Source organism: Nocardia sp. GP40, from assembly GCF_050434125.1.
Taxonomy (GTDB): Bacteria; Actinomycetota; Actinomycetes; order Mycobacteriales; family Mycobacteriaceae; genus Nocardia; species Nocardia albiluteola.
In genome coordinates this window covers 248,788-274,918 of the sequence record NZ_JBNPVW010000001.1, presented here as the reverse complement: position 1 = coordinate 274,918, position 26,131 = coordinate 248,788, and the positions used below count along the sequence as shown (strand labels likewise).

The 26,131-nt window shown below is 69.0% G+C and carries 24 protein-coding genes; 9 read left to right on the top strand and 15 right to left on the bottom strand.

The annotated features are described in order from the left end of the window. Window positions 1–99: 99 nt before the first annotated feature. The 7 genes from ffh to ABH933_RS01200 form a co-directional block, all read right to left on the bottom strand. Complete coding sequence (ffh, locus tag ABH933_RS01230; RefSeq protein WP_215918733.1) at window positions 100–1,668, bottom strand: signal recognition particle protein; 1,569 nt, start codon at window positions 1,666–1,668, stop codon at window positions 100–102. A gap of 148 nt (window positions 1,669–1,816) precedes the next feature. After that, window positions 1,817–2,128 (bottom strand): hypothetical protein, encoded by a 312-nt coding sequence (locus ABH933_RS01225; RefSeq protein WP_429414106.1) that lies wholly within the window; start codon window positions 2,126–2,128, stop codon window positions 1,817–1,819. A 242-nt stretch (window positions 2,129–2,370) separates the two neighbouring features. After that, window positions 2,371–4,782 carry a [protein-PII] uridylyltransferase gene (locus ABH933_RS01220; protein WP_429415631.1) on the bottom strand — a complete coding sequence of 804 codons (2,412 nt, stop codon included), beginning with the start codon at window positions 4,780–4,782 and terminating at the stop codon, window positions 2,371–2,373. Between the two features lie 122 nt (window positions 4,783–4,904). Next, on the bottom strand, window positions 4,905–5,243 hold the full coding sequence (locus tag ABH933_RS01215; RefSeq protein ID WP_429414103.1) for a P-II family nitrogen regulator: 339 nt from the start codon (window positions 5,241–5,243) through the stop codon (window positions 4,905–4,907). A gap of 4 nt (window positions 5,244–5,247) precedes the next feature. Beyond that, window positions 5,248–6,609 carry an ammonium transporter gene (locus tag ABH933_RS01210; protein WP_429415628.1) on the bottom strand — a complete coding sequence of 454 codons (1,362 nt, stop codon included), beginning with the start codon at window positions 6,607–6,609 and terminating at the stop codon, window positions 5,248–5,250. A 272-nt stretch (window positions 6,610–6,881) separates the two neighbouring features. Further along, window positions 6,882–8,429, bottom strand: a complete 1,548-nt coding sequence (ftsY, locus tag ABH933_RS01205) for a signal recognition particle-docking protein FtsY (protein ID WP_429414100.1) — start codon at window positions 8,427–8,429, stop codon at window positions 6,882–6,884. Between the two features lie 188 nt (window positions 8,430–8,617). Continuing rightward, the gene (locus ABH933_RS01200; RefSeq protein ID WP_215918729.1) at window positions 8,618–9,025 is read right to left on the bottom strand and encodes an RpiB/LacA/LacB family sugar-phosphate isomerase; all 408 of its coding nucleotides are present in this window, start codon (window positions 9,023–9,025) and stop codon (window positions 8,618–8,620) included. 164 nt (window positions 9,026–9,189) lie between these two features. Between ABH933_RS01200 and ABH933_RS01195 the strand changes: the two genes are divergently transcribed. The 3 genes from ABH933_RS01195 to ABH933_RS01185 all read left to right on the top strand — a co-directional run bounded on the left by ABH933_RS01195 (window position 9,190) and on the right by ABH933_RS01185 (window position 10,320). Beyond that, window positions 9,190–9,579 (top strand): DUF2237 family protein, encoded by a 390-nt coding sequence (locus tag ABH933_RS01195; protein ID WP_215918728.1) that lies wholly within the window; start codon window positions 9,190–9,192, stop codon window positions 9,577–9,579. Window positions 9,580–9,679: 100 nt separating this feature from the next. Further along, a complete protein-coding gene (locus ABH933_RS01190) occupies window positions 9,680–9,931 on the top strand; it encodes a hypothetical protein (RefSeq protein ID WP_429414096.1) in 252 nt (83 codons plus the stop codon). Further along, on the top strand, window positions 9,928–10,320 hold the full coding sequence (locus ABH933_RS01185) for a GNAT family N-acetyltransferase (RefSeq protein WP_429414093.1): 393 nt from the start codon (window positions 9,928–9,930) through the stop codon (window positions 10,318–10,320). Before ABH933_RS01190 ends, ABH933_RS01185 begins: the two co-directional genes overlap by 4 nt. Window positions 10,321–10,381: 61 nt before the next feature. On the opposite strand, the gene ABH933_RS01180 is transcribed toward ABH933_RS01185, so the two are convergent. Beyond that, the gene (locus tag ABH933_RS01180) at window positions 10,382–11,146 is read right to left on the bottom strand and encodes a TetR/AcrR family transcriptional regulator (RefSeq protein WP_429414090.1); all 765 of its coding nucleotides are present in this window, start codon (window positions 11,144–11,146) and stop codon (window positions 10,382–10,384) included. A gap of 107 nt (window positions 11,147–11,253) precedes the next feature. On the opposite strand from ABH933_RS01180, the gene ABH933_RS01175 reads away from it, so the two are divergent. Beyond that, entirely contained in the window at window positions 11,254–12,159 is a 906-nt protein-coding gene (locus ABH933_RS01175) for an NmrA family NAD(P)-binding protein (RefSeq protein ID WP_429414087.1), read from the top strand. A gap of 28 nt (window positions 12,160–12,187) precedes the next feature. After that, complete coding sequence (locus ABH933_RS01170) at window positions 12,188–13,027, top strand: enoyl-CoA hydratase/isomerase family protein (RefSeq protein WP_215918723.1); 840 nt, start codon at window positions 12,188–12,190, stop codon at window positions 13,025–13,027. A gap of 23 nt (window positions 13,028–13,050) precedes the next feature. Here the strand turns inward: ABH933_RS01170 and smc are convergent, their stop codons facing one another. The 3 genes from smc to ABH933_RS01155 all read right to left on the bottom strand — a co-directional run bounded on the left by smc (window position 13,051) and on the right by ABH933_RS01155 (window position 17,867). Next, window positions 13,051–16,659, bottom strand: a complete 3,609-nt coding sequence (gene smc, locus ABH933_RS01165) for a chromosome segregation protein SMC (protein WP_429414084.1) — start codon at window positions 16,657–16,659, stop codon at window positions 13,051–13,053. A gap of 87 nt (window positions 16,660–16,746) precedes the next feature. Next, entirely contained in the window at window positions 16,747–17,307 is a 561-nt protein-coding gene (locus ABH933_RS01160) for a dihydrofolate reductase family protein (protein WP_429414082.1), read from the bottom strand. A 107-nt stretch (window positions 17,308–17,414) separates the two neighbouring features. Then, on the bottom strand, window positions 17,415–17,867 hold the full coding sequence (locus tag ABH933_RS01155; protein WP_429414079.1) for a DUF1707 SHOCT-like domain-containing protein: 453 nt from the start codon (window positions 17,865–17,867) through the stop codon (window positions 17,415–17,417). Between the two features lie 208 nt (window positions 17,868–18,075). On the opposite strand from ABH933_RS01155, the gene ABH933_RS01150 reads away from it, so the two are divergent. The 4 genes from ABH933_RS01150 (at window position 18,076) to ABH933_RS01135 (ending at window position 22,874) form a co-directional block, all read left to right on the top strand. Further along, window positions 18,076–19,308 carry an acyl-CoA dehydrogenase family protein gene (locus tag ABH933_RS01150; RefSeq protein WP_429414076.1) on the top strand — a complete coding sequence of 411 codons (1,233 nt, stop codon included), beginning with the start codon at window positions 18,076–18,078 and terminating at the stop codon, window positions 19,306–19,308. Window positions 19,309–19,324: 16 nt separating this feature from the next. Continuing rightward, window positions 19,325–20,473: an acyl-CoA dehydrogenase family protein gene (locus tag ABH933_RS01145; RefSeq protein WP_429414073.1), complete on the top strand. Its 1,149-nt coding sequence runs from the start codon at window positions 19,325–19,327 to the stop codon at window positions 20,471–20,473. Between the two features lie 152 nt (window positions 20,474–20,625). Continuing rightward, entirely contained in the window at window positions 20,626–21,978 is a 1,353-nt protein-coding gene (locus ABH933_RS01140; RefSeq protein WP_429454906.1) for an MFS transporter, read from the top strand. 56 nt (window positions 21,979–22,034) lie between these two features. Further along, on the top strand, window positions 22,035–22,874 hold the full coding sequence (locus ABH933_RS01135) for a DUF72 domain-containing protein (protein ID WP_429414067.1): 840 nt from the start codon (window positions 22,035–22,037) through the stop codon (window positions 22,872–22,874). Between the two features lie 54 nt (window positions 22,875–22,928). On the opposite strand, the gene thpD is transcribed toward ABH933_RS01135, so the two are convergent. The 4 genes from thpD to ectA are packed head-to-tail and all read right to left on the bottom strand — an operon-like array spanning window position 22,929 to window position 26,034. Beyond that, a complete protein-coding gene (thpD, locus tag ABH933_RS01130) occupies window positions 22,929–23,825 on the bottom strand; it encodes an ectoine hydroxylase (RefSeq protein WP_429414065.1) in 897 nt (298 codons plus the stop codon). A 15-nt stretch (window positions 23,826–23,840) separates the two neighbouring features. Next, on the bottom strand, window positions 23,841–24,239 hold the full coding sequence (locus tag ABH933_RS01125; RefSeq protein ID WP_429414062.1) for an ectoine synthase: 399 nt from the start codon (window positions 24,237–24,239) through the stop codon (window positions 23,841–23,843). Between the two features lie 2 nt (window positions 24,240–24,241). After that, a complete protein-coding gene (gene ectB, locus ABH933_RS01120) occupies window positions 24,242–25,501 on the bottom strand; it encodes a diaminobutyrate--2-oxoglutarate transaminase (protein WP_429414059.1) in 1,260 nt (419 codons plus the stop codon). Next, entirely contained in the window at window positions 25,498–26,034 is a 537-nt protein-coding gene (gene ectA, locus ABH933_RS01115; RefSeq protein WP_308166712.1) for a diaminobutyrate acetyltransferase, read from the bottom strand. Before ectA ends, ectB begins: the two co-directional genes overlap by 4 nt. Between the last annotated feature and the right edge of the window lie 97 nt (window positions 26,035–26,131).

Genomic DNA, 26,131 nt, shown 5'->3' with positions numbered 1-26,131 from the left:
CGCGAACACAGTACGACCAAAAGCGTTCGGCGCGTTGACATTCGTTCACGCCACGACCTCGGCCGTTAACCTGCTCGTCACCGAATCCGGTTGTGCCGCTTAGTTTTTCGGGAATTTCAGCTTAGACAGGTCGATTCCCTCCAGCCCCGGCGGCAGCTGATTGAGTCCGTCGGGCATGCCCGACAGATCCGGCATGCCCGGCGGCATCGCGGGCATGCCCGGCATGCCGGGGAATCCGCCGCGCATCTTCGGCGGGGTCGGACCGCGGCCGCCCTTCTTGCCCTTCTTGCCCTTCTTGGTGTTGGCGCGCCGGTTGCCGCCGCCGGGCAGGCCCATCTGACGCCCCATCGCGGCCATCATCTTGCGCGCGTCGAAGAAGCGGTCCACCAGCTGATTCACATCGGTCACGGTGACGCCGGAGCCGTTGGCGATGCGCAGCCGGCGCGAGGCGTTGATGATCTTCGGGTTGGCCCGCTCCCCCGGAGTCATGCCCCGAATGATCGCCTGTACCCGGTCCAACTGCTTGTCGTCGACAGCCGCGAGGGCGTCCTTCATCTGGCCGGCGCCGGGCAGCATGCCGAGCAGATTGCCGATCGGGCCCATCTTGCGGATGGCCAGCATCTGATCGAGGAAGTCCTCGAGCGTCAGCTCGCCCGAGCCGATCTTGCGCGCGGCCTCCTCGGCCTGCTGCGCGTCGTAGACCTGCTCGGCCTGCTCGATCAGGGTCAGCAGATCGCCCATGCCCAGGATGCGGCTGGACATGCGATCCGGATGGAAGACGTCGAAATCCTCGAGCTTCTCACCGGTGGAGGCGAACATGATCGGCACGCCCGTCACCTCGCGCACCGACAGCGCCGAACCGCCGCGCGCGTCGCCGTCGAGCTTGGTGAGCACGACGCCGGTGAAGCCGACCCCGTCGCGGAACGCCTCGGCGGTGTTGACCGCGTCCTGACCGATCATCGCGTCGAGCACGAACAGGATCTCGTCGGGCTTGACCGCGTCGCGAATGCCCACGGCCTGCGCCATCAGCTCGGCATCGATGCCCAGTCGGCCCGCGGTGTCGACGATGACGACGTCGTACTGCTTGGCCCGGGCCTCCTCGATACCGGCCTGTGCCACGCCGACCGGGTCCGCGGCCGAGATGCCGAGGGGATTCTCACCGCCGCCGACGCTGGTGCCCGGATGCGGGGCGAACACCGGCACTCCGGCGCGCTCACCGACCACCTGCAGCTGGGTCACGGCGCCGGGACGCTGCAGGTCGCACGCCACAAGCAACGGTGTGTGCCCCTGCTCCCGCAGCCATTTGGCGAGCTTGCCCGCGAGGGTGGTCTTACCCGCACCCTGCAGACCGGCCAGCATGATCACTGTCGGCGGGGTCTTGGCGAACTGCAGCCGCCGGGTCTCGCCGCCGAGGATCGCGATCAATTCCTCGTTGACGATCTTGACGACCTGCTGCGCCGGATTCAGCGCCCCGGAGACCTCCGCCCCCTTGGCGCGGTCCTTGATCCGCGCGATGAATCCGCGCACCACGGGCAGCGCGACGTCGGCCTCGAGCAGCGCCAGGCGGATCTCCCGCGCGGTGGCATCGATATCGGCGGGTGACAAACGTCCCTTGCCGCGCAGGTCGCTCAGAACACCGGTCAACCGGTCGGAAAGGGACTCGAACACCGATCGCGCTCCTGATCTCGAGGGACTGTCACTCGACGATCCAGGGTAGTCGGCGATCCCCGGGGAATGGATTCGCCCTCGTCATTCCGGGTTGTTCGCGGCCCCGCGGGCACACTTCGGCCGGACGGATCGGCAGGTAACCCGAGATCTACTCGAGCGATCGACGCCTGGGGCGCGGCGCCTGGCGGATGTCGCGATTCTCGCTGGCGATCATGCCGAGCGCCTCGCGACCGGTCAGCCCCAGCTCCAGGGCCATCGAGTCGAGCATCGCCCATTCGGCGGCGGCGAGCTGCCGGTCGCTGACCGTGGACGCGATGGTCATCGCCGTCACGGCCTGCTGCCCGGACAGTGTGCGGCCGGGCAGCCAGGACACCACCCACCGGTCGCCACCGACACACCGGGCGATGTGCGTGGTCAGATCACTGGTCATCATCGATGCGGAAACGACTTCAATTGCCACCGGCCCGCTCCCTTATGCTCGAAAAGCTCGGACAAGCCTCGAACAGCACCCGCGGCATGAAGGTCGGCGCCTGCTCATGCCCGAAATCCACGCTCTACAGCTCGGATCCGGTCTGATCGTAGAGTGGCCCGCATCACACGGGACAGCGCTTGCAGCAAATCTCACGCAACAATCTGGTTAACCGGCGGACGCCGAGTTTGCCAGCAAAGTCGCAGTCGGGGCGATTGTGCGGTTCCGGCCGCCTAATCCGCATCCGCGGGCGGCTTCGGCGGCTGCGGATGCGGAACCACGGCCAGCAGCGCCTCCTCGATCTCCGCCCGGCGCGCAGCGGTGTCGGCGTCGTCGAGATCCAGGCAGAACGCGTCGACCACCGCGGTGCCACGGGTAACCGCCTTGGCCCAGCGCACATTCACCCCCACCACGGCCAGTGCCCCGGCCAGCCGCGACAACAACCCGATCCGGTCCTCGGCCCGCAGTTCGAGCAGCGCCTGCCCCGGGCTACCGCCCTCGGCCCACAGGACGCGGGGCTGCGCCTGCGCGTAGGGCCTGGGCGACAGGCCCGCCTCGCGTTCCTTCTTGTCCAGCACCGCAGCCAGATTCAGCTCGCCGTTGATCGCGCGGATCAACTCCTGGCGCAGCAGTCCGGCATCGGGTGGGTCGCCGAACTTCGGGCTCACGACGAAGGTGTCGATCGCCGAATCCCCCTCGGTGCCCAGCGAAGCCGACAACACCCGCAGCGAATGCAGCGCCAGCACCCCGGCGGCCTCGGACAGCAGGCCCGGAGTGTCGGGGGCGATCACCGTGACGACGTGGGTGTACCGCCCGTCACCGGGCGCCAGCTCCACGTGCACGCCGCCGGCCTTGGCCTTGACCAGCAGCTCGGGGTCGATCGAATCCGGTTGCGGCGCCTGCTCCCCGGCCATGGCCAGCCTCGACCGGCGCACCAGCTCACCGATGAGCGAGGCCTTCCAATCGCCCCACACCCCGGGACCCGTGGCCAGCGAATCGGCCTCGGCCAGGGCGTGCAGCAGTTCCAGCAGCTGCGGATCGCCGTCCAGGGCCCGCACCACCGCCTCGGCGGTCTCCGGATCCGCCAGATCGCGCCGGGTCGCGGTGTCCGGCAACAGCAGATGGTGCCGCACGATCGCGCTGAGGGTGCGCACGTCCGCGGGCCACAGGCCCAGTCGCCGGCCGATCTGCGTCGCCAGCTCCGCGCCGACGATGCTGTGATCCTCGGTGCGCCCCTTGCCGATATCGTGCAGCAGCGCACCCAGCAGCAGCAGATCCGGCCGGGCGACGCGGGTGCTCAGCGCCGCGGCGTAGGCCACGGTCTCCACCAGGTGACGGTCCACGGTCCAGGTGTGCACCGCATCGCGCGGGGGCAGATCGCGCACCGCGCCCCATTCGGGAAACAGCCTGCCCCACAACCCCGTCCGGTCCAGCGCCTCGATCGCGTCGAGGGTGCCGCGGCCGGTGCCCAGCAGTACCAGCAGATCGTTCAGCGCCTCGCGCGGCCACGGCTCGCGCAGCTCGGGGGCGTCCTCCGACAGCCGGTTCAGCGTCGTCGCCGACATCGGCAGTCCGGTCTGCGCCGAGGCCGCGGCCACCCGCAGGATCAGGCCCGGATCCCGTTGTGGGCGGGCATCGCGCGCGAGCACGACCTCACCGGCGTGTTCGACCACCCCCTCATCGAGTGGTCGGCGCACCGGCATCCGCCGCAACCGGGCCAGCCCGCGCCGCGGCAGCGCGTTGCCCGCGGTCCGCAGCCCGACATCGACCGAGTAGCCGACCGTGCGCGCCGCATCGGTGAGCGTGCGGGCCAGATCGAACCGATCGCCGATGCGCAGCGCGCTGCCGATCTCGTCCGCGTCCTGGGCGCGCAGCTGATCCCGGGCACGCCCGGCCACGCGATGCAGTTCGGTGCGCACATCCAGCAGCCGACGATGCGCCTGTTTCAATCCGCCGCCGGGCACGTCCGGGCCCAGCCCGGGCATCGCGTCGGTCAACTGGGCGATGGCCAGGGCATCGAGCAGTTGGATATCGCGCAACCCCCCGCGGCCGTTCTTCAGATCCGGTTCGGCCCGGTGCGCGATCTCACCGCTGCGCCGCCACCGGGTCTGGGTCTGCTCCACCAATTCGGGGAAGCGGGAACGGATTCCGGTCCGCCATTCGCGCCGCACCCCGCCGATCAGCAGATTGCTGAGCTCGGCATCGCCGACGATGTGCCGCGCGTCCAGCAGGCCCAGGGCGGCGGTGAGATCGTCGGCGGCCACCCGCAGCGCCTGCGGGACGGTGCGGACGCTGTGATCGAGTTTGATGTGGGCATCCCACAGCGGGTACCACAGCCGATCGGCGACCTCGGCCACGCGCTGGGGGTCGACGTCGTCGTGCAGCAGCACCAGATCCAGGTCCGAGTACGGCAGCATCTCCCCGCGGCCCAGCCCGCCGACCGCCACGACGGCCAGGCCGCTGTCGGCGGTGATGCCCAGCTCCGCGCCCTTGCCGCTGAGCCACAGCTCGTGCAGGTCGACCAGCGCCTGGCGCAGCGCGTGGGCGTCCAGCCGCGGGTGGCGGGTGTCTCCGCCCTCCAGCAACTGATTGCGGGCACGCACCAGATCCGTAGCGCCGCCGGGCATCTCGTCCTTCACCTGCATAACCCACACCACCCAACCATCATGCGGGCGGCTCCGCCCCGACCGTCACGATCGGATGCGGAGCCGCCGCTCGATACGGTATTGCGCCGTTCGATCCGCCAATTGCGTTGCCGGAACCGGTATTACAGGGCGTCCGCGCCGCGCTCGCCGGTCCGTACCCGGATCACCGAGTCGACGGGAGACACCCAGACCTTGCCGTCACCGATCTTGCCCGTGCGCGCGGCCTCGACGATCACCTCGACGACCTTCTCGACGGAGGCGTCGTCGACCACGACCTCCACGCGCACCTTCGGGACGAAGTCGACCGAGTACTCCGCGCCGCGATATACCTCGGTGTGCCCCTTCTGGCGTCCGTAGCCCTGCACCTCGCTGACGGTCATACCAAGGACGCCCGCCTGCTCCAGGCCGCTCTTGACGTCCTCGAGCGTGAACGGTTTGACGATCGCGGTAATCAGTTTCATGGCGTCATGCCTCCTTGACAGCGTCACGTGCCGTGCCACCCACAGCAGTTACAGCAGCAAAATCGTATGCCGTCTCCGCGTGCTCGGACTCATCCAAGCCCTCGAATTCCTCTTCGTCGCTTGCCCGCAGACCGACGGTGAACTTGATGATGTAGGCCAGGATCAGCGACACGACGAACGAGAAGGCCAGCACCGAGAAGGCGCCGATCGCCTGCTTGCCCAGCTGGCCGAAACCGCCGCCGTAGAACAGGCCCTTCGCGCCGTTGAGGCTCTGCGAGGCGCCGGACTCGGGCGCCAGGAACAGGCCGATCATCAGGGTGCCGATCACACCGCCGACAAGGTGCACGCCGACCACGTCGAGTGAATCGTCGAACCCGAACTTGTACTTCAGCCCGACCGCCAGCGCACACGCGATACCGGCGACGACGCCGATGACCAGCGCGCCCAGGATGTTCACCGAGGAGCACGACGGGGTGATCGCGACCAGGCCGGCCACGATGCCCGAGGCGGCGCCGAGGCTGGTGGGCTTGCCGTCGCGGATCTTCTCCACCAGCAGCCAGCCCAGCATGGCGGCCGACGTGGCGAACGTGGTCGTCAGGAAGGTGGAACCGGCCAGGCCGTTGGAGCTGACCGAGGATCCGGCGTTGAAACCGAACCAGCCGAACCACAGCAGACCGGCGCCCAGCATGACGAAGGGCAGGTTGTGCGGGCGCATCGGGGACTTGGGCCAGCCCTTGCGCCTGCCGAGCACGATGCACAGCGCCAAGCCCGCGGCGCCGGCGTTGATGTGCACCGCGGTCCCGCCGGCGAAGTCGATGGCCTGCAGCTTGTTCGCGATCCAGCCGCCCTGGTGCACCAGGTTGCCCGCGGCGTCGGTGACGTTGAAGTCGAAGACCCAGTGGCAGACCGGGAAGTAGACCACGACCGCCCAGACGGTGGCGAAGATCAGCCAAGCGCGGAACTTGAGCCGGTCGGCGACCGCGCCGGAGATCAGCGCGACGGTGATGATGGCGAACATCAGCTGGAAGGCGACGAAGACCGTCATCGGGATGGTGCCCGCCAGCGGAATGGTCACCGCGGCCTTTGCCGCGACGTGGTTGGCCGGATCGGCCGCGACGGCGGCGGACCCGTTGGACCCGATCAGCCCCTTGAGGCCGAAGAACTGACCCGGATCGCCGATCACGCCGAACTTGTTGTTGCCGAAGGCCTCCGAGAATCCGAAGATCGCCCACAGGACGCCCACGATGCCCATCGCACTGATGCTCATCATGATCATGTTGAGCGCGTTCTTCCCGCGGACCATGCCGCCGTAGAAGAACGCTAGCCCAGGGGTCATCAGCAGGACCAGCGCGGAGCTCGCCAGCATCCATGCGGTGTCACCGGTATCCGGCACACCGAGCAAGGGGTACGCCACCTTGTTTCCTCCTCATCTCGGGCCCGGCCAAAACGACGGCTACGAGCCTGCACAGAAGGTTCGCTATTCGGTGTTTCATCCGTGCCGCCTGCGTGTTTCGCATGCGTGAACGGATGAACCTGCTGTGTTGCTAGCACGTTTCGTGCGCTACACAGCGCTTTCGGGCTCACCGTGAGGCGCGTGTCGCGAGGAGGATTTTTCGGGCAAAGGCCGTGGTCAGCCGCTCAGCCGAGCAGGGCGTCGACGAAGGCGCCGGGTTCGAAGGGGGCCAGGTCGTCCGCGCCCTCGCCCAGGCCCACCAGCTTCACCGGGACGCCGAGCTCGTGCTGCACCTGGAACACGATGCCGCCCTTGGCCGTTCCGTCCAGTTTGGTCAGCACCACGCCGGAGATGTCGACGACCTCGGCGAAGACCCGGGCCTGGTTCAGGCCGTTCTGGCCGACGGTCGCGTCGAGCACGAGCAGCACCTCGTCCACGGCCGCCTTCTTCTCGACCACGCGCTTGACCTTGCCCAGCTCGTCCATCAGGCCGGTCTTGGTGTGCAGGCGGCCCGCGGTGTCGACCAGCACGACGTCCACGCCGTTGTCGATGCCCGCGCTCACCGCGTCGAAGGCGACCGAGGCGGGGTCGGCGCCCTCGCGCCCGCGCACGGTCTCCGCGCCGACCCGCTCGCCCCACGTCTGCAGCTGGTCGGCGGCCGCGGCGCGGAACGTGTCGGCGGCGCCCAGCAGCACCCGGCGGCCGTCGGCGACCAGCACACGGGCCAACTTGCCGGTGGTGGTGGTCTTGCCGGTGCCGTTCACGCCGACGACCAGCAGGATCGAGGGGTGATCGTCGTGCGGGAGGGCGCGAATCGAACGGTCCAGTTCCGGCCGTAGCGCCTCCACCAGGACCGCCCGCAGGGCGGCGCGTGCCTCGTCGGCGGTGCGGACGCTGCGGGCGGCCAGCTCGGCCCGCAACCGCTCCACGATCGTGCCGGTGACCGAGGTGCCGAGATCGGCCATGACCAGGGTGTCCTCGATCTCCTCCCAGGAGTCCTCGTCGAGGTCACCGCCGCCCAGCAGGCCGAGCAGGCTCTTGCCCATGGCGGTCTGGGACCGGGCCAGCCGCCCGCGCAGGCGGGTCAGGCGCCCCGCGGTGGGGGCGATCTCCTCGAGCTCGGGTGCGGGAGTCGGGGCCGGCGCGGGTGCCTCGGGCGCGATGGTGGGTGCGGCCTCGGTGGGCGCGGTGGGCGCGGCCCCGGGGGATGGCACTTCGGTAGGCGTCGGCGCGAGAGCCCCGTCGGGCTCGGCAACGGGAGGTGTGACAGCCTGGGCGGCCGTGTCCGTGCCGGGTTCCGCGGGGGCCGTCTCGGGCGACGGAGCCTCGGCTTCGGTCGGCTCGGCCACGGCCGTTTCCGGGGTGGCGGTCGCCGCCTCGGTAACCCCCGCCTCGGGCTCGGGTAGGCGGATATCGGTGATCGAGCGCCGCGCCGAGTCTCGCGGGATCGCCGCGTCGTCCCCGACGTGCGGCTGGCCCTCGTCGTCGGTCCGCTCCTCCGGCACGGGCTCCGGGCGCGGCGGGGTGAGCGTGCCGGTCCCCGCGCCGCCCTGGCTGAAGTTGAATCCCCCGGACGCCGAATATCCTCCCGACCGGTCGACGATCTCCTTGTCGGGCGCGGCGGAGGTCAATGTCACCCGGCCGCGCCGGTACCGGACGAATCCGGCGACGACCAGGGCCACCACCAGCACGGCGGCGATCACGGCGATCAGAATCCAGGCTTGCGCAGTCACGGGCCCATCCTGTCAGAAGACCGGCCGGTACCGGTGCGACGCCTGGGCAACCCCGTTCCCGACCGGGAGATTTGCCTCACCGGGCCCGCGAGCCGGAGCCCGACCGCGCGTGCGCTACCCCGGCAACGTTCGCGACCCCGGAAACGCCGACTCGTCCCCGGGTTCGGGGGCTCGACGGCGATCGTCCGTCAGCCCAGACGACGGTAGTTCGGAGCCTCGGACTCCTCCGGCGCGGTCGTGAGGAATGTCTCGAGCATCTCCTCGGCGACAACGGCGGAGGTCAATCGCAGACCCAGGGCCAGCACGTTGGCATCGTTCCAGCGGCGTGCGCCGGCGGCGGTGTCGCGATCGGTGCACAGCGCCGCCCGCACCCCCGGCACCTTGTTCGCCGCGATCGAGACGCCGGTACCGGTCCAGCAGCACACCACCCCGAACTCGGCCCGGCCCGCGGCGACCGCCCGCCCGACGCCCTCGCCCACATCGGGCCAGGCGATGCCCTCGCCGACGACGTCGACCTCGTGCCCGCGCTCGGTCAACCACTCCCGCAGGTGCCGGGTCAGGTCGGTGGATTCGTCGGTTCCGAACGCAATCCGCATGTCCGCCAGCGTAGTTGCCTAGCACATCTGCCGCCTCGGGCCGGTCAGGGACACGCCGGAATCGGCGCCCCCAACGGACTCAACCTACCGACCGGTTTGCCCTTCTCCACACCACGCGCCGGAAGCAGCGGCGAATCCACCACAGAGACAATAGGATCGGCGAGGTGACCGATCGAAATGTGCTTGGGGGACCGCTGGAGGAGTGCGGCACCGATCCTCTCACCGGCTTCTACCGGGACGGGTGCTGTAGTACCGGCCCGGAAGACCTGGGCAGCCATACGGTGTGCACCGTCGTGACCGCGGAATTCCTGGAGCACCAGAAATCGATCGGCAACGATCTGAGTACCCCGCGCCCGGAGAACAACTTCCCGGGACTGCAACCGGGGGACCGCTGGTGCGTGGTCGCGGTGCGCTGGCTGCATGCCCATGAGGACGGCGTCGCCGCCCCCGTCGTGCTGGCCGCGACGCATGAGAACGCCCTCGAGGTCGTGCCGATGGATACGCTGCGCAAATACGCGGTCGACGTCCCCGACGACGTCAGCGACCTGTTGTAACGGCATCCTCACACCCGTTTCGGCCGTCGGCGCCGCGCAGGCGACCGGAACAGATGTGACGAGACCGGCACCCACCGCATCCCCGCGTACCGTCGATGTGGTGACCTGGTGGAATACCGGCCTCGATACCGCCCTGCATCGATGGCGCGAGCGCCGAGCGCGCGAGCGGCAGTACCCGATGGGCGCGGGCCTCGACGAGATATTCGGCCCGGCCCGCAAGTACGTCCGCGAACGCATGGAGTGGGTCGCGGTGGCCAAGATCGACGATCGCGTGTCCGGCGACGACCCGATCGTCGACCTGGGCACCGGCACTGTGACCATGCCCACTCGCGACATCGGCGACGACCGATGACCGCGCAGGTCCGCATCGTTCCGTATACCGCCGATCATCTGGCCGGGGTCGTCGCGTTGTGCGCGGCGCAGGGCTGGCCGAGTCTGCCCGCCGATACCGCACGCGCCGGCGCGGCCTTGCGCGCGCCGGGCGCCGTCACGCTGGTCGCGGTCGAGGCGGGCGGGGTGGTCGGCTTCGCCCACGCCCTGAGCAACGGCTGGTGGGGGTATCTGTCGCTGTTGCTGGTCGCCGAATCCCACCGCGGCGCGGGCATCGGCCGCCGCCTGGTCGCCGAGGTCTTCCGGACCGGCGGCATCACCCGGCTCGATCTGCTCACCGACGACGCCGGCGGGTTCTACCGCTCACTTCCGCACAAGACCCTCGACGGCTTTCGCGTGTACCCGCCCTAATGGGCGCCGTCGGCGAAGCCGTCCGAAACCGCGCATGGCCGGAGCGAATGCGGAGGTACGCCTAGCCGGCGCGATGACGGCGGCGGTGCGCCTTCTGGCGGCAGGCCGCCGAACAGTAGCGCGCCGGGCGGCCCGCGCCGGTGGGCCGCAGCCCCGAACCGCACAGGGAGCAGCGGGCGGTCGCGGGCGCCGTTTCGTCACGACTTTCGTTACTTTCGGCGAGCAGGACGCCACCTTTCGTTACGGGGTGCGCCCGTAACGCGTCCAGCGTGAGTCGCGCGGCCGGGCACAGCCCGTCGGGGGTCCCCGAAACCCGTTGCATCGCCACGCATCCGGCAAATATCGCCGTGACGTCGGCGACGGTGACCTCGGGGCGGACCGCGCCCCGGCGCTGCGCCTCCACGAGCACCGCGTGCAGCGCCCGGTGGAACCGATCGCCCGCCCCGCGCATCACCGCACGCGGCCAGCCGTCGTCGGCGGTGATCATGTCGCAGACCGCCTGACTGCGCGGGGACGAGACGACCACCGCCGCGCATAACTCGAAGAATGCCTCCCCAACGTCCGGCGCGGCGAGACAGTCGTTGGCCCGCACGGTCATTCGGTCCAGCCGCTGCTGCATCACCGCCTCGAGCAGATCGGACTTCGTCGGGAAGTGCCGGTAGACGGTCCCGGCCCCGACCCCGGCGCGCCGGGCGATCTCCGCCAGGGAGACGCCGGTGCCGTGCTCGGCGAACGCGCGCTGGGCGGCGGCCAGCACCAGCGCCCTGTTGCGGCGGGCATCGGCCCGCCCCGCGGCGCTCTCGACAGCGGTTGCGGTGGAGGTCATTTCGTTACGCACACCCTCGGGGAGATCTGGCGAACCGAGCGGGGCCGCTCGTATCGTCCGAGATACGGGTTATCCAACCCGGATTCTACCGAACGGACAGGACCAGCATGTCTCCTCAGAAAGAGCTCATTCTCGTCACCGGCGCGACCGGCAAACAGGGCGGCGCGACCACCCGGCGGCTCCTGGCCGACGGGTATCCCGTGCGGGTGCTGGTGCGGGATCCGCAGGCCCCGGCTGCGCGGGCGCTGGCCGACCTCGGCGCGCAACCGGTCGTCGGCGACCTGGACGACCCCGCCTCGCTCGACCGCGCGGTCACCGGGGTGCGCGGCGTCTTCGCGGTGCCCCCGGCGGCGTTCGGGCCCGGCGGCTGGGACGTCGAGCTCGAGGCGAGCCGCGGCGCCGCCCTGGTCGAGGCCGCCCGCCGGGCCGGGGTCGACCAGATCGTCTTCACCGGTGTCGCCTCGTTCACCGGCGACACGAATTGGGGCAGCGGTGGCAAGCGGCGGATCGAACGGGCGGTGGCGGCCTCGGGCATGCGGTACACGATCCTGCGGCCGGTCCGATTCATGGAGAACTACCTCGCCGGCGTGGTGCTTCCCCTGGACGGCTTCGTCGACGGCGTCCACCGCCATCTCTTCCCCGCCGATCGCCCCGTCCAGGTGATCGCGGTCGACGACATCGCCGCGGTGGCCGCCATCGCGTTCGCCGATCCGGAGCAATACACCGGCCGGACGCTGGAGCTGGCCGGCGACGCGGTCACCCCGCTGGCGGCGATGGCCGCCATCGAGCGCGCCACCGGATATCCGGTGCGGTACGAGGAGATCACCGAGGCCGACGCGGCGGCCATCGGCGCGCAGCTGGCGAACACCTGGCGCCTGGCGCACAACGGGGACGGCTGGCATGCCGACATCGAACTCATCCGGGAAATCCACCCGGGCCTGCAGACCCTCGAGACCTGGCTCGCCACCACCGGTGCGGCGGCGCTGAAATCCCTGCTGGCCGAGCAGCACTGACGAAAAGCCCCGGCGAAAGGTTCACCCCATGCCCCGAGAACTCGACGAATGGCACGCACGCACAGGCGGTTTCGTCGCCCGGCCCAGCTTCGACGAGTACGCCGAGAAGTACGCGAAGTATTTCGTCATGCAACGCCGCGACGGCATCCTCGAGCTGCGGATGCATACCGATGACGGTCCCGCGCACTTCGATTTCGCGGTGCACAACGCCTGGGCGCAGGCGTGGCTGGAGATCGGCAACGACCCGCGGAACGAGGTGGTGATCCTCACCGGGACCGGAGACCGGTGGCTCGGCGCCCCCGACACGGCCCCGCAAGACCCGGCCGAGTCGGCGCGGCGCATGACCTCCGGCCCGTTCCCGCCCGACTTCGGTTACGAGCACGGCTATTACGACGCGACCAAACTGGTGGAGAACTTCGTGTTCGGCATCGATGTCCCCACGATCTCGGCGATCAACGGCCCGAGCATCGCGCACACCGAGTTCGCGCTGCTGTGCGACATCACCCTGGCCGCGGAGACCGCGACCATTTCCGATCCGCACTTCCTGGCGGGCACCGCACCGGGTGACGGCCAGCAGCTGACCCTGCAGGAACTCGCGGGCACCAAGCGCGCCTCGTATCACCTCTATACCGGGCTGCCGATCGACGCGCGCCGCGCCCTGGAACTCGGACTGGTCAACGAGGTCCTGCCGGCACCGGATCTACTGCCACGCGCCTGGGAGCTCGCCGAGACGATCATGAAGCAGCCGCGCACGACCCGGCGCCTGACCCACGCCATCGCGGTCCGGCCGTGGAAGCGACGCCTCGTCCACGACCTCGGCTTCGGCACGGCCCACGAGATGTTCGGTATCGGCGCGCAGTCCCGGTAGCTCGGGTCGGGCCGAGAGGCCGCTCAGGCGTTCGCGCCGACCAGATTTTCCCCGCGCAGGCGCTGGGAGATGACCTGGGTGATGCCGTCGCCGCGCATGCTCACGCCGTAGAGGGCATCCGCGATTTCCATCGTCGGCTTCTGGTGAGTGATGACGATCAGCTGGGATTTCTCGCGCAACTGCTCGAACAGGCCGATGAGACGGCGCAGGTTGGTGTCGTCCAGGGCCGCCTCGACCTCGTCCATCACGTAGAACGGGGAGGGGCGGGCACGGAAGATCGAGACCAGCAGGGCGACCGCGGTCAGCGACTTCTCGCCGCCCGACAGCAGCGACAGGCGCTTGACCTTCTTGCCGGGCGGGCGCGCCTCCACCTCGATGCCGGTGGTCAGCATGTCCGTCGGATCGGTCAGCAGCAGCCGTCCCTCGCCCCCGGGGAACAGCTTGGCGAAGACGCCGACGAACTCCTTCTCGACATCCTCCCAGGCCTCGGTGAACACCTGCAGGATGCGCGCGTCCACCTCCGCGACGACGTCCAGCAGGTCCTGGCGGGCCTTCTTGACGTCGTCCAGCTGGGTCGACAGGAAGTTGTAGCGCTCCTCGAGCGCCGCGAACTCCTCCAGCGCAAGGGGATTCACCTTGCCCAGGGTGCTGAGGTCCTTCTCCGCACGCTTGGCACGGCGCTGCTGGCTGGCCCGGTCGTACGGCATCGGCTGCGGTTCGCTCACCGTCTCGCCGCGCTCCCTGGCCTGCTCGTACTCGTGCCATTCCAGTGCCGAGGGCGGCGTGGGCACGTGCGGGCCGTACTCGGCGATCAGATCGTCCAGGGCCAGCCCGAACTGCTCGCCGATGGTCAGCTCCAGCTGCTCGATGCGCAGTGCGGCCTCGGCGCGGGCGACCTCGTCGCGATGCACGGCATCGGTCAGCTGGGTGAGCTGGGCGCTCAGCGCGCGCACGCGCTCCTTGACCTGATCGACCTGCCCGGCGCATTCGGTGCGACGGCGCACCAGCTCGTCGCGCCGCGCCGACGCCTCGGCGACAACGGATTCCAGCTCGGCGGCAACCCGTTCGGCCGATTCGGCGACGACCGCCGCGACCGCGGCGGCCTGGCGCCGCGCGGCCTGTGCCCGCTCGGCCCGGGCCCGGGACTCGCGCTCGGCACGCGCGGCGCGGCGCAGCGAATCCGCCTTGCCCCGTACCGATTCCGCGCGTTCCTCGGCGGTACGCCCGGCCAGCCGGGCCTCGACCTCCATGGCGCGGGCCTCGGCGAGCGCGGCCGCGGCCTCCTCGCGCTGATAGCCGGCGGCCTCGGTGCCCGCGTCGGCGGCCGAATCCATATCGGACTGTTCGGATTCCGCGCGCCGCAACCGATCCTCGAGCTCGGCCAGCTTCTCGGAGTTCTCGTCGCGGGCGGTCTCGGCGGCGGACCGCTGGGCCACCAGCCGATCGCATTCGGACTGCGCGGTCCGCGCCGCCTGCCCCAACCGGCCCAGCCGGTCGTAGATCGCGACCATCGACTGATCGGATTCGTGCAGTGCCAGCAGGGTCTGGTCGACGGCTTGCTTGCGATCGGACTGTTCGGCCAGCGCACCCGCCAGCGCCGCCTCGAGCTCTTCGGCCTGCCGCTGCCAGGACGCGAGTTCGGCCGCGGCGGAGTCGATATCGGCCTGGATCTCGAGCTGGCTGGGCGCGCGGTCCGAGCCGCCGAGCAGCCAGCCCGACCCGGCGACATCGCCGTCACGGGTCACCACGCGCAATTCCGGCCGCGTGGACAGCAATTCGGCCGCGACCGAAAGATCCTCGACAACAACGGTTCCCGCGGACGCCGCCGAGATCGCACCCCGCATGTGTGCCGGGCAGTCCAGCACATCGGCCAGCCACCGCGCACCGGCGGGCAACCCGCCCGACGGCGGATTCACCTGTGCCGCACCGCCGTACACCAGCGCGACGCGGCCGCCGTCGGCCTCCTTCAGCGCCCGCAGCGCGGCGTGGGCGACCGTGCCCGCCTCGGCGGCGACCGCATCGGCGAGCGGCCCCAGCGCCGCGGCGACGGCCGCCTCGAATCCATTGTGCACCTGCAGAATTCCGGACAGCGGCCCGAGCAGTCCCGTGGCCTGGTGCTCGAGCAGCCAGGCACCGCCGTCGCGGCGGGCCAGCCCCATCGTCAGCGCCTCGATCCGCGCGGCGAGCGAGGCGACCTTCTTACCGGCCTCCCGGTCCCCCTCGCGCAGTTCGGTCACGCGCTGATCGGCCAGCTCCTGGGCCTGGGCGGCATGCTCGTAGGCGGCGTCGAGCGCCTCCTCCCCCGCGTCGAGCTCGCCCAATTCGCTTTGCACCTGCTCGAACTCGGCCTCCGACGCGGATCCGCGGGCCCGGGCCTGCGCCAGCTCGCTCGACAGGCGCGCGATCTCGGAGTCGCTGGACTGGGCGCGGTGGCGCAGGGTGTCCACCTGACCGGACAGCCGGGCCAGCCCCTCGCGACGGTCGGCGATCGCGCGGACCGCGGCCAGATGCGCCTGTTCGGCGGCCTTGGCGGCCTGCTCGCGCTCGTACAGCTGATCCCGGGCCGCCTCGAGGGTCGCCGCGGCGACCTCGACCGCCTCGAGCAGTTCGGCCTCCTGCTCCTCCACACGCGCGGCCTCGGCCTCGAGCTGGTCGGGATCGCGCCCGTTGCCGGTGGGCTGCTCGATGGTCAGGTTGCGGGCCCGGTCGCGGGCGATGCGGATGGTCGCATTGACCCGCTCGACCAGCGCCGAGAGCTGGAACCAGGTCTGGGCGGCCGCCTCGGCGCCGGGCGTGAGGCGCGAGAGCTGGAATTCCTGTTGCGCCAGTGCGGCATTGGCGGCGTCGAGCTCAGCGTGCACGTTGATCTGCTGCTCGCGCGCGTAGGCTTCCTTGCTCTGCTGGCTCTGCAGCTCGTTGCGGCGGGTCACCAGATCGTCGGCGGCCAGGCGCAGCCGCGAATCCCGCAGATCCGCCTGCACGGTGGCCGCGCGGCGCGCCACCTCGGCCTGCCGGCCCAGTGGCTTGAGCTGGCGGCGCAGCTCGGTGGTCAGATCGGTGAGCCGGGCCAGATTGGCCTGCATGGCCTCGAGCTTGCGGACCGCCTTTTCCTTGCGCTTGCGGTGCTTGAGGACCCCCGCGGCCTCCTCGATGAAGGCGCGGCGGTCCTCGGGACGCGACTCCAGAATGGCGGCGAGCTGGCCCTGCCCGACGATGACGTGCATTTCGCGGCCGATGCCCGAATCGCTCAGCAGCTCCTGCACATCCATCAGGCGGCAGGTGTTGCCGTTGATCTCGTATTCGCCGGCGCCGTCGCGGAACATCCGGCGGGTGATGGACACCTCGGAGTAGTCGATCGGGAGGGCGCCGTCGGAGTTGTCGATGGTGAGCGTGACCTCGGCACGGCCCAGCGGTGCGCGGCCCGCGGTGCCGGCGAAGATGACGTCCTGCATCTTGCCGCCGCGCAACGCCTTCGCGCCCTGTTCACCCATGACCCAGGTGAGCGCGTCGACCACATTCGACTTGCCGGAGCCGTTGGGCCCCACCACGCAGGTGATTCCGGGCTCCAGGCGCAGCGTCGTCGCGGACGCGAAGGATTTGAACCCCTTCAGCGTCAGACTCTTCAGGTGCACAGCAGGCCAATCTACCTGCTGTCAGCGGATTGCCCCGCGTATGCCGGGTGAACGCGTTCCCCGGACGGCCGCGGACCGGCGCTCGGCTCAGCGCGTGCGCTGGTAGCGAAGGTAGACGACACCGGAGCCGAAGATCCGCGACTCGACCAGCCGCAGGTCCAGTGACTTGGGCAGCGGCGGGAAGTACGGGGTGCCACCACCGAGGACGATGGGCCGGACGAACTGACGGTATTCGTCGATCAGGTCCTCGGCGATGGCGGCCGCGGCCAGGCCCGCCCCGGCGACGGACACCACGCCCTCCCCCGGCTGGTCCCGGAACCCGGCGATCTCCTTCGCGAGGTCATCGGTGGCGAGCCTGGCGTTGCCCTCCACCGCGGTGAGTGTCCGGGAGAACACGACCTTGGGGATCGGCCGCCAAATCCGGGCGAATTCCAGCTCGTCCTCGTCGGACATGGTCTGCTCGGCGGTCTCCCACACCAGCATCGCCTCGTACAGGCGGCGGCCGCACAGCTCGGCGGCGATGTGGCGGGTCTGCTCGACGTGGAAGCGGAAGAGCTCGGCATCCGGTGCGGTCCAGCCGATCTCGTCATCGGGTCCCGCAATGAATCCGTCCAGCGAGACGGCCATGGAGTAGATCACGGGCAGCATCGGATCCTCCTTTGCGACGCCCGCCATCCTGCCACCGCCCACCGGGTGCCGTCAGGATTTGCGACAACCCGTCCGCGGCATACCGACGCGAACAGCCGCGCCGAATGTCAGACCCGCGCGCGGTCGTAGACGCGAGCCCGGCCGCGGCAGGCGCGCGCCTCCCAGCCCGCCGCCGCGCGGAAGATCAGCGCCGCACCCCAGGGGCCGATCACCCACAGCGGCCACGGGTAGGTGAGCTCGCCCGCGCCCAGGGATACCAGTCCCCAGATCAGCAGGCACAGCGCGCCGACGCCGACCCATGCCGCACCCTCGATGCGCTGCCAGATCGGGAAGCGGCTGCGGGTGACCGGTGCGTTCGCCGGTGCCCGGCGGACGGGCAACTCCGGCAGGTCCGCCAGCACCTGCTGCAGGTCCTCGCGGGTGGTGGTCGCGTAGACCGAGGCGACCCGCTGGTCGAATTCGTTCAGATCGATGCGACCCGCGCCCAGATGCCGGGCCAGCAGGTCGGCGACCTGCTGCCGCTCGGCATCGCCGACGCGAGTTCCAGGCGAGATGTCCATGTCTCATGTCCTATCGGAGGGCCATGTTCCAAAGTGGAATATAACCCAGTATCCGCCTTCCAAAGTGGAATGTCCAGAGGGCGCACCTTTCTAGTAAGGATTGCCCGCTCGATGTATCAAGGGTCTACTAGCTAAGTTAACGATCATTTGCGCTCATCCATGAGTAAATGAGAAGGTAGAGCTCCACTTATCGCACAAGGAGTTCTTTGTGGATCTGGACTGGTCACCCGCGGATCTGACCTTCCGCGACGAGGTGCGGGAATTCCTCGACGAGCATCTGACCCCCGAGCTGCGCCGGGCCGGACGGCTGGCCACCAGCGTGTACCCGGACCATGAGGCGAGCATGCGCTGGCAGCGGATCCTGCACGAGCGAGGCTGGGCCGCCCCCGCCTGGCCGGTGCAGTATGGCGGCTGCCCATGGAGCCTGACCCAGCACTACATCTTCGATCGCGAATCGACACTGGCCGGGGCGCCGGGGCTGTCCCCGATGGGCATTCGGATGGTGGCCCACGCGATCATCGCCTTCGGCACCGAGGAGCAGAAGAACTACTTCCTGCCCGGAATCCTCACCGGCGAGGTGTTCTTCTGCCAGGGATATTCCGAACCCGAGGCGGGCTCGGACCTGGCCTCGCTCACCATGGCCGCGGTGTCCGACGGCGACGACCTGATCGTCACCGGCAGCAAGATCTGGACAACCCATGCCACCGAGGCGAATTGGATCTTCGCGCTGGTGCGCACCGCCAGGCTCGAGCGCAAGCAGCAGGGCATCACCTTCGCGCTCATCGACATGAACACCCCCGGCATCCAGGTGCGCCCGCTGGTGATGACCTCGGGCGAACAGGTCCAGAACCAGGTTTTCTTCGATGCCGTGCGGGTCCCGAAAGCCAATGTGCTGGGCCGCATCGACGACGGCTGGACCGTGGCCAAGTACCTGCTCAACTTCGAGCGCGGCGGCGGGGCGGTCGGTCCCACCCTGCAGGTGATGGCCGAATCGCTGGCGGCGCACGCAACCTCGCAGCCCGGGCCGAACGGCGGTGCGCTGCTGGACGATCCGGCATTCGCGGCCAAGCTCGCAGATATCCGGATCCGCGCCGACGTGCTGGAGATCCTGGAATACCGCACACTGTCGGCGATCTCGCGGGGCAAGGATCCGGGCCCCGCCGCCTCGGCGCTGAAGATCCTCGGCACCGAGCTGAGCCAGCAGCTCACCGAACTCACCCTCGAGGCCGCCGGACCCCGCGGCCGCGCCTATCAGCCGCATGCGGCCATGCCGGGTGGCCCGGTGGCCGATTTCGTGCCGCCCGCCGACGGATACCTGAGCGGGCACGAGTGGCAGGCGGTCGCACCGCTGCGGTACTTCAACGACCGCGCCGGGTCGATCTATGCGGGCAGCAACGAGATTCAGCGCAACATCATCGCCAAGGCCGGCCTGGGCCTGTGACGGAGGGGACACTGAGATGGACTTCGAATACACCGCGGAGCAGCAGCTGCTGCGCGATACCGTCACCGAGTTCCTGGCGGCGCGATACGACCTCGAGAAGAGCCGTACCGCGGCCCGGGTCGGCATCGGCCGCCAGCCGGAGATCTGGCGGGCCTTCGCCACGGAGGTCGGCATCCTGGGCGCCGCACTGCCCGAGGAGGTCGGCGGATTCGATGGCGGGCCGGTCGAAACGCAGATCATCGCCGAGGCGCTGGGCGGAGCACTGGTCGTCGAGCCGTACCTGGACACCGTGGTCGTGGGTGCCGGGCTGCTGCGGCGCGCCGGCGGGGAGCGTGCCGCGGAACTGTTGCGGGGCATCGTATCCGGCGAGGTGATCACGACACTGGCCGCGCTGGAGGCGGATTCGGGCTACGACCTGTCGCGGGTGTCGACCACCGCGCGCCGCGACGGCGAGGGCTGGATTCTCGACGGCGCCAAGACATCCGTCACGACCGCACCGCTGGCCACGCACCTCCTGGTCACCGCCCGTACGCCCGGCTCCGCGGGCCTGTCGCTGTTCGTCGTGGACGCGGAGGCGACCGGGCTGAGCATGCACCCCTACCGGACCATCGACGAGCGCCGCGCCGCGGACCTGGTCCTGGACGGCGTGACGGTCCCGGCCGACGCGCTGCTGGGCTGGGAGGGCGCCTCGGACGAATCCCTCGCCCTCGCGGCCGACGAGGCCGTCGCCGCGATCACGGCCGAGGCGGTCGGCGCGATGCGCCGCGTACTGTCCGACACCGTCGAATACGCCAAGCAGCGCAAGCAGTTCGGCGTCCCGATCGGAAGCTTCCAGGTGCTGCAGCACCGCATGGTCGACATGCACCTGGAACTCGAACAGGCCATCGCCGCAATGTATCTGGTGACCCTGAAGCTCGGCGCCGCCCCCGCGGACCGGTCCCGCGCGGCCGCGGCGGCCAAGGCCACCATCGGCCGCGCCGCCCGCTTCCTGGGCCAGCAGGCGGTCCAGCTGCACGGCGCCATGGGCATGACCGAGGAACTCGCCATCGGCCACTACTTCAAGCGGCTGACCGCGATCCAGTACGAGTGGGGCACCACCGACCAGCACATCGCCCGGTATGCGGTGCTGACCCGAGCGGTCGACGCGAATTCGGCTGCCACGTAACGCCGTTCCGGTCGCGGCTCGAGGCCGGCTCACAACAGCCGGCTTCCCGCCGCTGGGGGCTCATAACACGATCGTCATATGCCACACTACATTTCCGACATCACAGAATGGTCGGCAGTGATTGCACCTTCGATCAATGTTTGTAGGCCGTCTTGACCGGACAGTCCACGCCCTGGCGGCGGGAAGCTACTTCTGATTCCCAGTCCACCTTCACCGCACCGCGCATCATGAAGAACAGAGACTTTCTGCTGCTGTGGTCCGGCAATGCCGCAACCCATATCGGCTTGAAGGGGGTGATGCTCGCCTACCCGCTGTTGGCGCTGGTGCTGACCAATTCACCGGTCTCCGCGAGCTTGGTGACCTTCGCGCTCCAATTGCCCGGTTTGATCTTCCAGGTGCCCTCGGGTGTCGTGGCGGACTACTGGGATCGGCGGCGGGTCCTGCTGATCTGCCAGCGCGCGGGGCTGACCGCAACGGTGCTGGCGACGATCGCGGCCACGGTACAGCCGCCAGGTCTGACATACCTGCTCGCTGTCGCGGCCTTCGCCGAAGGAACGGCATACGTCTTCTTCAACACCAGTGAGCTGGGCCTGATCCGTGACATTGTCCCCGAACCGGACCGCGCGGCGGCCTTCGCGTTTCTCGAGGCCGAAGAACCGATCGCGAACATGGGCGGGCGGGTATTCGGTGCGGCGGTCTTCGGCATCGCCCGCAGTCTTCCATTCCTCGCGAATGCCGCTTCCTACCTGTACTGCCTGTGGACGCTGGCGAAGATTCGCCAGCAGGCTCCGGCCAAACCGGAAACGAAAGCCCGTAGGCCGGCACAGATCTGGGGCTGGGACAACGTGTTGGCCGGTGTCCGGGAATTGTGGGCAGACCCGTTCGTGCGAGGTTCCACGCTCGTCGGCGGAATGGCCAACGGCATTTGGCAGATCGTCATATTGATGATCACCCTGAAGGTCACAGACGGTGGATACTCCACGTGGGTGATCGGTGCCGTGCTGAGCACTACCGGTTTGGGCGGGTTGCTCGGCGCGACCCGAGCGCCCCGGATCGCCGAACGGTACAGCCCCAAGATCGTGCTCGTTGCCGGGGTGTGGGCCTGGCTTGCGGTCTGTGCCGCCATGGCGGCCACATCGAACCCGCTCCTGCTGGGAATATGTTTTTCGGGAGTCGGTGGCGCCGGGACGATCCTGGGCGTTTCACTGACTTTGCATCGAACCCGCGTATTTCCCGACGACCATGTCGGCCGGATCTTCGGCGCCACCAAATTCATCTCCCACGGTGGCACGGCCATCGGCGCGCTGCTTGCCGGCGGCCTGCTGAAATCGTTCGGCGCAACGACGACGGGATGGATAGCGACCGGCTGCCTGATCGCTATAGCGGCGTACGCCCGGCGCCTGCCGGATCCCTGGACGCCCGCGCCGGACCCCGTTTCCACCGTCACCTCTCCCCCGGTCAACTGGATCGAACAACTATCCCGCAAAAGCCCGGAGGGCCGGTGACCATCAACGCCCTGGCTGACCGCCGGCAGGCACCGACCACGCGATAGCGTCGTCGCATGCGGTTGGCGGTGGGATGTGCGCAGTGGACGCACACGGCGTGGCAGGAACGGCAGCCCGATCCGCGGATGCGGCTGCGCGGCTATGCGGACTGGTGCACCGCCGTGGAGGGAAACACGACCTTCTACGCGATCCCGGCCCGCAAGACGGTCCAGACGTGGGCGGATCAGACGGCGCCGGAGTTCCGGTTCGTGCTGAAGCTGCCGAAGACCATTACCCACGAACGCCGGATGCACGGGGCCGAGGACGATCTGGCGACGTTCCTGTCCGCGATCGAGCCGCTCGGGTCGCGCACGCATGCGCTGTGGGTTCAGCTGCCCGCCTCGTTCACGCCGACGGATCTCGGTGCGCTGGCGGGCTTTCTGCGCCGACTGCCGGCGCAGTACCGGTATGCGGTGGAGGTTCGGCACCCCGCGTTCTTCGGCGACGACCGCGCGGCCCAGCAGCTCGAGTACGTGCTGAACCGAGTCGGTGCCGAATGGATACCCTTCGACACCACAACACTTTTCGCGGCCCGACCGACCAGTCCCGGCGAACGCGAGGCGTGGAGCAAGAAGCCACGCCTTCCCCGCCGCGACCGCGCGCTCACCGAATTCCCGATCGTCCGCTACCACGGCCGCGACGATGCCGCGACCACGATCGCGGGGTGGCGGCCGTGGGTGTACACCGTCGCCGAGTGGCTGCGGGAGGGCCGCTCCCCGACGGTATTCGTGCACACCCCCGACAACGCCCAATCCCTGGTGCTGGCAAGGCAATTCCACGATCGGGTCCGCGAGGTGCTGCCCGAACTGGATCCCCAACCCGAGCCCGCACCCACGGACCCGATGACGCTGTTCTGAACGAAAATCACGGCCGCGCAGTGGATCCGCGCGACCGTGATATCGAGCAAGGGCTCAGCGCACCGGATCGAAGTCCCGGGACGCGATGTACGTCGGCCGGGGCATCGGCGCGGAATACGGTGTGGTGAGCGCGTTCTCGACGCTGTTGAACACCAGGAAGATGTTCGAGCGCGGGAACGGGGTGATGTTGTCGGCCGAGCCGTGCATGATGTTCGAGTCGAACAGCAGTGCCGAGCCGCGGGCGCCGGTGAACTGCGCGATGCCGTGCCGGTTGGCCAGCTCGGTGATGTGAGCGTGGGAGGGCACGCCGATCTGCTGCTCCTGCAACGATTCCCGGTAGTGGTCCGCCGGGGTGGCGCCCTGACACGGCACGTAGGTGCGGTGCGAGCCGGGCATCACCATGAGGCTGCCGTTGAAGGGGTAGTTGTCGGTCAGCGCGATGGACAGGCTGACCGCGCGCGGCCCGGGCATCCCATCCTCGGCGTGCCAGGTCTCGAAGTCCGAATGCCAATAGAATCCGGTGCCCTCGAAACCTGGCATGTAGTTCACCCGGCTCTGATGGATGTAGACCTCCGAACCCAGGACCCGTCGGGCCAGGCCCGCGACGCGGGGATCGCGCGCCAGCGCGGCCACCTTCTCGCTGATCCGGTGCACCTGGAAGATCGACCGCACCCGGTTCGATTTCTTCTCGATGATCACCCGCTCGTCCAGCCGCAGCTCCGGATCACCGGCGAGCCGTTCGGCCTCCGCCGAATACTCCGCCACCTCGGCGGGCGAAAGCAGCGCATCGATGATCGAGAATCCGTTGGTGTCGAAATCCGCGAGGTCGAAACCATCCGGCGACCCCGAGTCGATCCGGCCCCACACCGTCGGGTCGGTGCGTTCCGCCAGCGGGGCGGGTCCCGGTGTGCGAGTGGGGTACCGGTCGATTCGATTGTCGGCCAACGTCATCGGGGTGGATCCTCCTTAACTGAACTGATCTACTGCTACCAGCGGGTACACGCCGTTCTCGTCGTGCACCTCCTGCCCGGTCACCGGCGGATTGAACACACACAGCATCCGCATCTGCGTGCGGGTTTCGACGCGATGCCGCTCGTGCCCGTTCAGCAGATACATCGAGCCGGGGCCCAGCTCGTAGGTGACCCCGTTGTCCAGGTCGGTGAGGGTGCCTTCGCCCTCGACCAGCCAGACCGCCTCGACGTGGTTCTGATAGTGGAACTCGTGCACGGTTCCGGCCTGAATCGTCGTCTCGTGGAACGAGAATCCGACTCGGTCGCCACCCAGCACGATGCGCTTGCTGCGCCAGCCGTCGGCGGCGACGTCGCGATCGGTGCCGGTGATTTCCGCCGTGGTCCTGACAATCATGGTCAGTTGCCTCCCCGCACGGCGTGCACGGCCGAGGTCAGGATGCCCAGCCCGTGTTCGAGCTCGTCATCGGTAAGCGTCAGCGGCGGAAGCAATTTCACCACCTGATCCTCGGCGCCGGAGGTCTCCACCAGCAGCCCGTTTTCGAAGGCGATGCGGCAGACCTTACTCGCCTGCGAGGCGTCTGCGAAGACCAAACCCTGCACCAGACCGCGCCCGCGGGTGGAGATTCCGGTGTGTTCGTCCGCAACGGCGCCGAAGGCTTCGTGGATCCGCTGTCCCTTGGCCGCGGTCGACTCCTCGAGCCGGTCGTCGGACCAGAAGTGTTCCAGCGCAACCTTGGCGGTCACGAATGCCGGGTTGTTGCCCCGGAAGGTGCCGTTGTGCTCGCCGGGCGCCCACTGGTCCAGCTCGCGGCGCATGAGCACCAGCGCCAGCGGCATGCCGTATCCGCCAATGGATTTGGAGAGTGTCACGATATCGGGGGTGATACCGGCGATCTCGAAGGAGAAGAACGGGCCGGTGCGTCCGCAGCCCATCTGCACATCGTCCACGATGAGCAGAATGCCTCGCGCGGAGCACAGGTCGGCCAGGCGGCGCAGCCACTCGGCGCGCGCGACGTTGACCCCGCCCTCGCCCTGCACGGTCTCCACGATCACCGCGGCGGGCCGGTCGACCCCGGAGGAGTTGTCGTCCAGGACGCGCTCCATCCAGGTGAGCTCGCCGCCGTCGAGGTAGCCGTCGTACGGCATCGGGTTGACATGCACCAGCGGCACGCCCGCACCGGCCCGCTTGGCGGCGTTGCCCGTGACCGCCAGCGCGCCCAGCGTCATGCCGTGAAATGCGTTGGTGAAGTTCAGAATCGTGGTGCGCCCGGTCACCTTGCGCGCCAGCTTCAGCGCCGCCTCGACGGAGTTGGCGCCGGTCGGCCCGGGGAACTGCACCTTGTAGTCCAGCCCGCGCGGATCCAGCAGGACCCGTTCGATGGTCTGCAGCAGCTCGGCTTTGGCGACGGTGGACATATCGAGGCCGTGCGTAATACCGTCGCGCGCAATGTAATCCAGCAGCGCCTGCTTGAGAACCGGGTTGTTGTGCCCGTAGTTCAGCGCGCCCGCGCCGGCGAAGAAGTCCAGGTACTCCCTTCCGTTGCCGTCACGCAGCCACGCCCCCTGGGCGGTATCGAACAACGTCGGCCATGCCCGGCAGTAGCCACGAACATTCGACTCCATCGATTCGAAAACAGTCATCTCAGCGGTGGTCATCGTTCCTCCGTGGTGTTGCCGCCACCGTTACGCAGTGGCGAGATCCGGTACAGGTCTTCGGATTCGTGCCCGTCCGGAAAATCTTCGGGTGTAAACAGCGTCTCGCGAGTCAGCTCCGCGCCATGACGGCGGGCGAGCGATGCGAACATCGCCAACGAGGCCTCGTTGTCCGGGGAGACCGTCGTCTCCAATACTGAAATACCATGCCCGGCAACGTCGTAAACCAATCGATCGAGCATTTTTACGCCGATCCCACGACCCCGGAAGGCGTGGTCGACGGCAACCTGCCAGATGAAGAGCACATCCGGCGCCTCCGGCCGCAAGTATCCCGTAACGAATCCCACAATGGCGCCGTCGATTTCGGCGACGACCGACGTGGATCGGAAGTCGCGGCACCACAGTAGATATGCGTAGCTCGAATTGGCGTCCAGCACTTGGGAATCCACGGCCAGGCGCCACATAGGCGCGCCGTCACCGATTCGGGGCGCGCGGATGTCCACAGCACCGCCGGATGCCTTCGATGGAGTCGGGATGGGTTGCGTTGGGAGAGATTCGGAACTCGAGGACGTTCTCCACGTTCGGGTTTGCGTCACATATCCAGGTTTGCCAACGAACTTTGAGGAGACCCGG

Excerpts from the sequence above, each read along its gene's own strand:
- ABH933_RS01145 (WP_429414073.1), top strand. The coding sequence starts at position 19,325 with ATGGACTTCGAATACACCGCGGAGCAGCAGCTGCTGCGCGATACCGTC.
- ABH933_RS01215 (WP_429414103.1), bottom strand. The coding sequence starts at position 5,243 with ATGAAACTGATTACCGCGATCGTCAAACCGTTCACGCTCGAGGACGTC.
- ABH933_RS01180 (WP_429414090.1), bottom strand. The coding sequence starts at position 11,146 with ATGACCTCCACCGCAACCGCTGTCGAGAGCGCCGCGGGGCGGGCCGAT.
- ABH933_RS01155 (WP_429414079.1), bottom strand. The coding sequence starts at position 17,867 with ATGGACATCTCGCCTGGAACTCGCGTCGGCGATGCCGAGCGGCAGCAG.
- ABH933_RS01200 (WP_215918729.1), bottom strand. The coding sequence starts at position 9,025 with ATGCGGATTGCGTTCGGAACCGACGAATCCACCGACCTGACCCGGCAC.
- ABH933_RS01175 (WP_429414087.1), top strand. The coding sequence starts at position 11,254 with ATGTCTCCTCAGAAAGAGCTCATTCTCGTCACCGGCGCGACCGGCAAA.
- ABH933_RS01125 (WP_429414062.1), bottom strand. The coding sequence starts at position 24,239 with ATGATTGTCAGGACCACGGCGGAAATCACCGGCACCGATCGCGACGTC.
- ABH933_RS01170 (WP_215918723.1), top strand. The coding sequence starts at position 12,188 with ATGCCCCGAGAACTCGACGAATGGCACGCACGCACAGGCGGTTTCGTC.
- ectB (WP_429414059.1), bottom strand. The coding sequence starts at position 25,501 with ATGACCACCGCTGAGATGACTGTTTTCGAATCGATGGAGTCGAATGTT.
- ABH933_RS01135 (WP_429414067.1), top strand. The coding sequence starts at position 22,035 with ATGCGGTTGGCGGTGGGATGTGCGCAGTGGACGCACACGGCGTGGCAG.
- ABH933_RS01160 (WP_429414082.1), bottom strand. The coding sequence starts at position 17,307 with ATGCTGCCCGTGATCTACTCCATGGCCGTCTCGCTGGACGGATTCATT.
- ABH933_RS01210 (WP_429415628.1), bottom strand. The coding sequence starts at position 6,609 with ATGCTGGCGAGCTCCGCGCTGGTCCTGCTGATGACCCCTGGGCTAGCG.
- ABH933_RS01220 (WP_429415631.1), bottom strand. The coding sequence starts at position 4,782 with ATGCAGGTGAAGGACGAGATGCCCGGCGGCGCTACGGATCTGGTGCGT.
- thpD (WP_429414065.1), bottom strand. The coding sequence starts at position 23,825 with ATGACGTTGGCCGACAATCGAATCGACCGGTACCCCACTCGCACACCG.
- ABH933_RS01185 (WP_429414093.1), top strand. The coding sequence starts at position 9,928 with ATGACCGCGCAGGTCCGCATCGTTCCGTATACCGCCGATCATCTGGCC.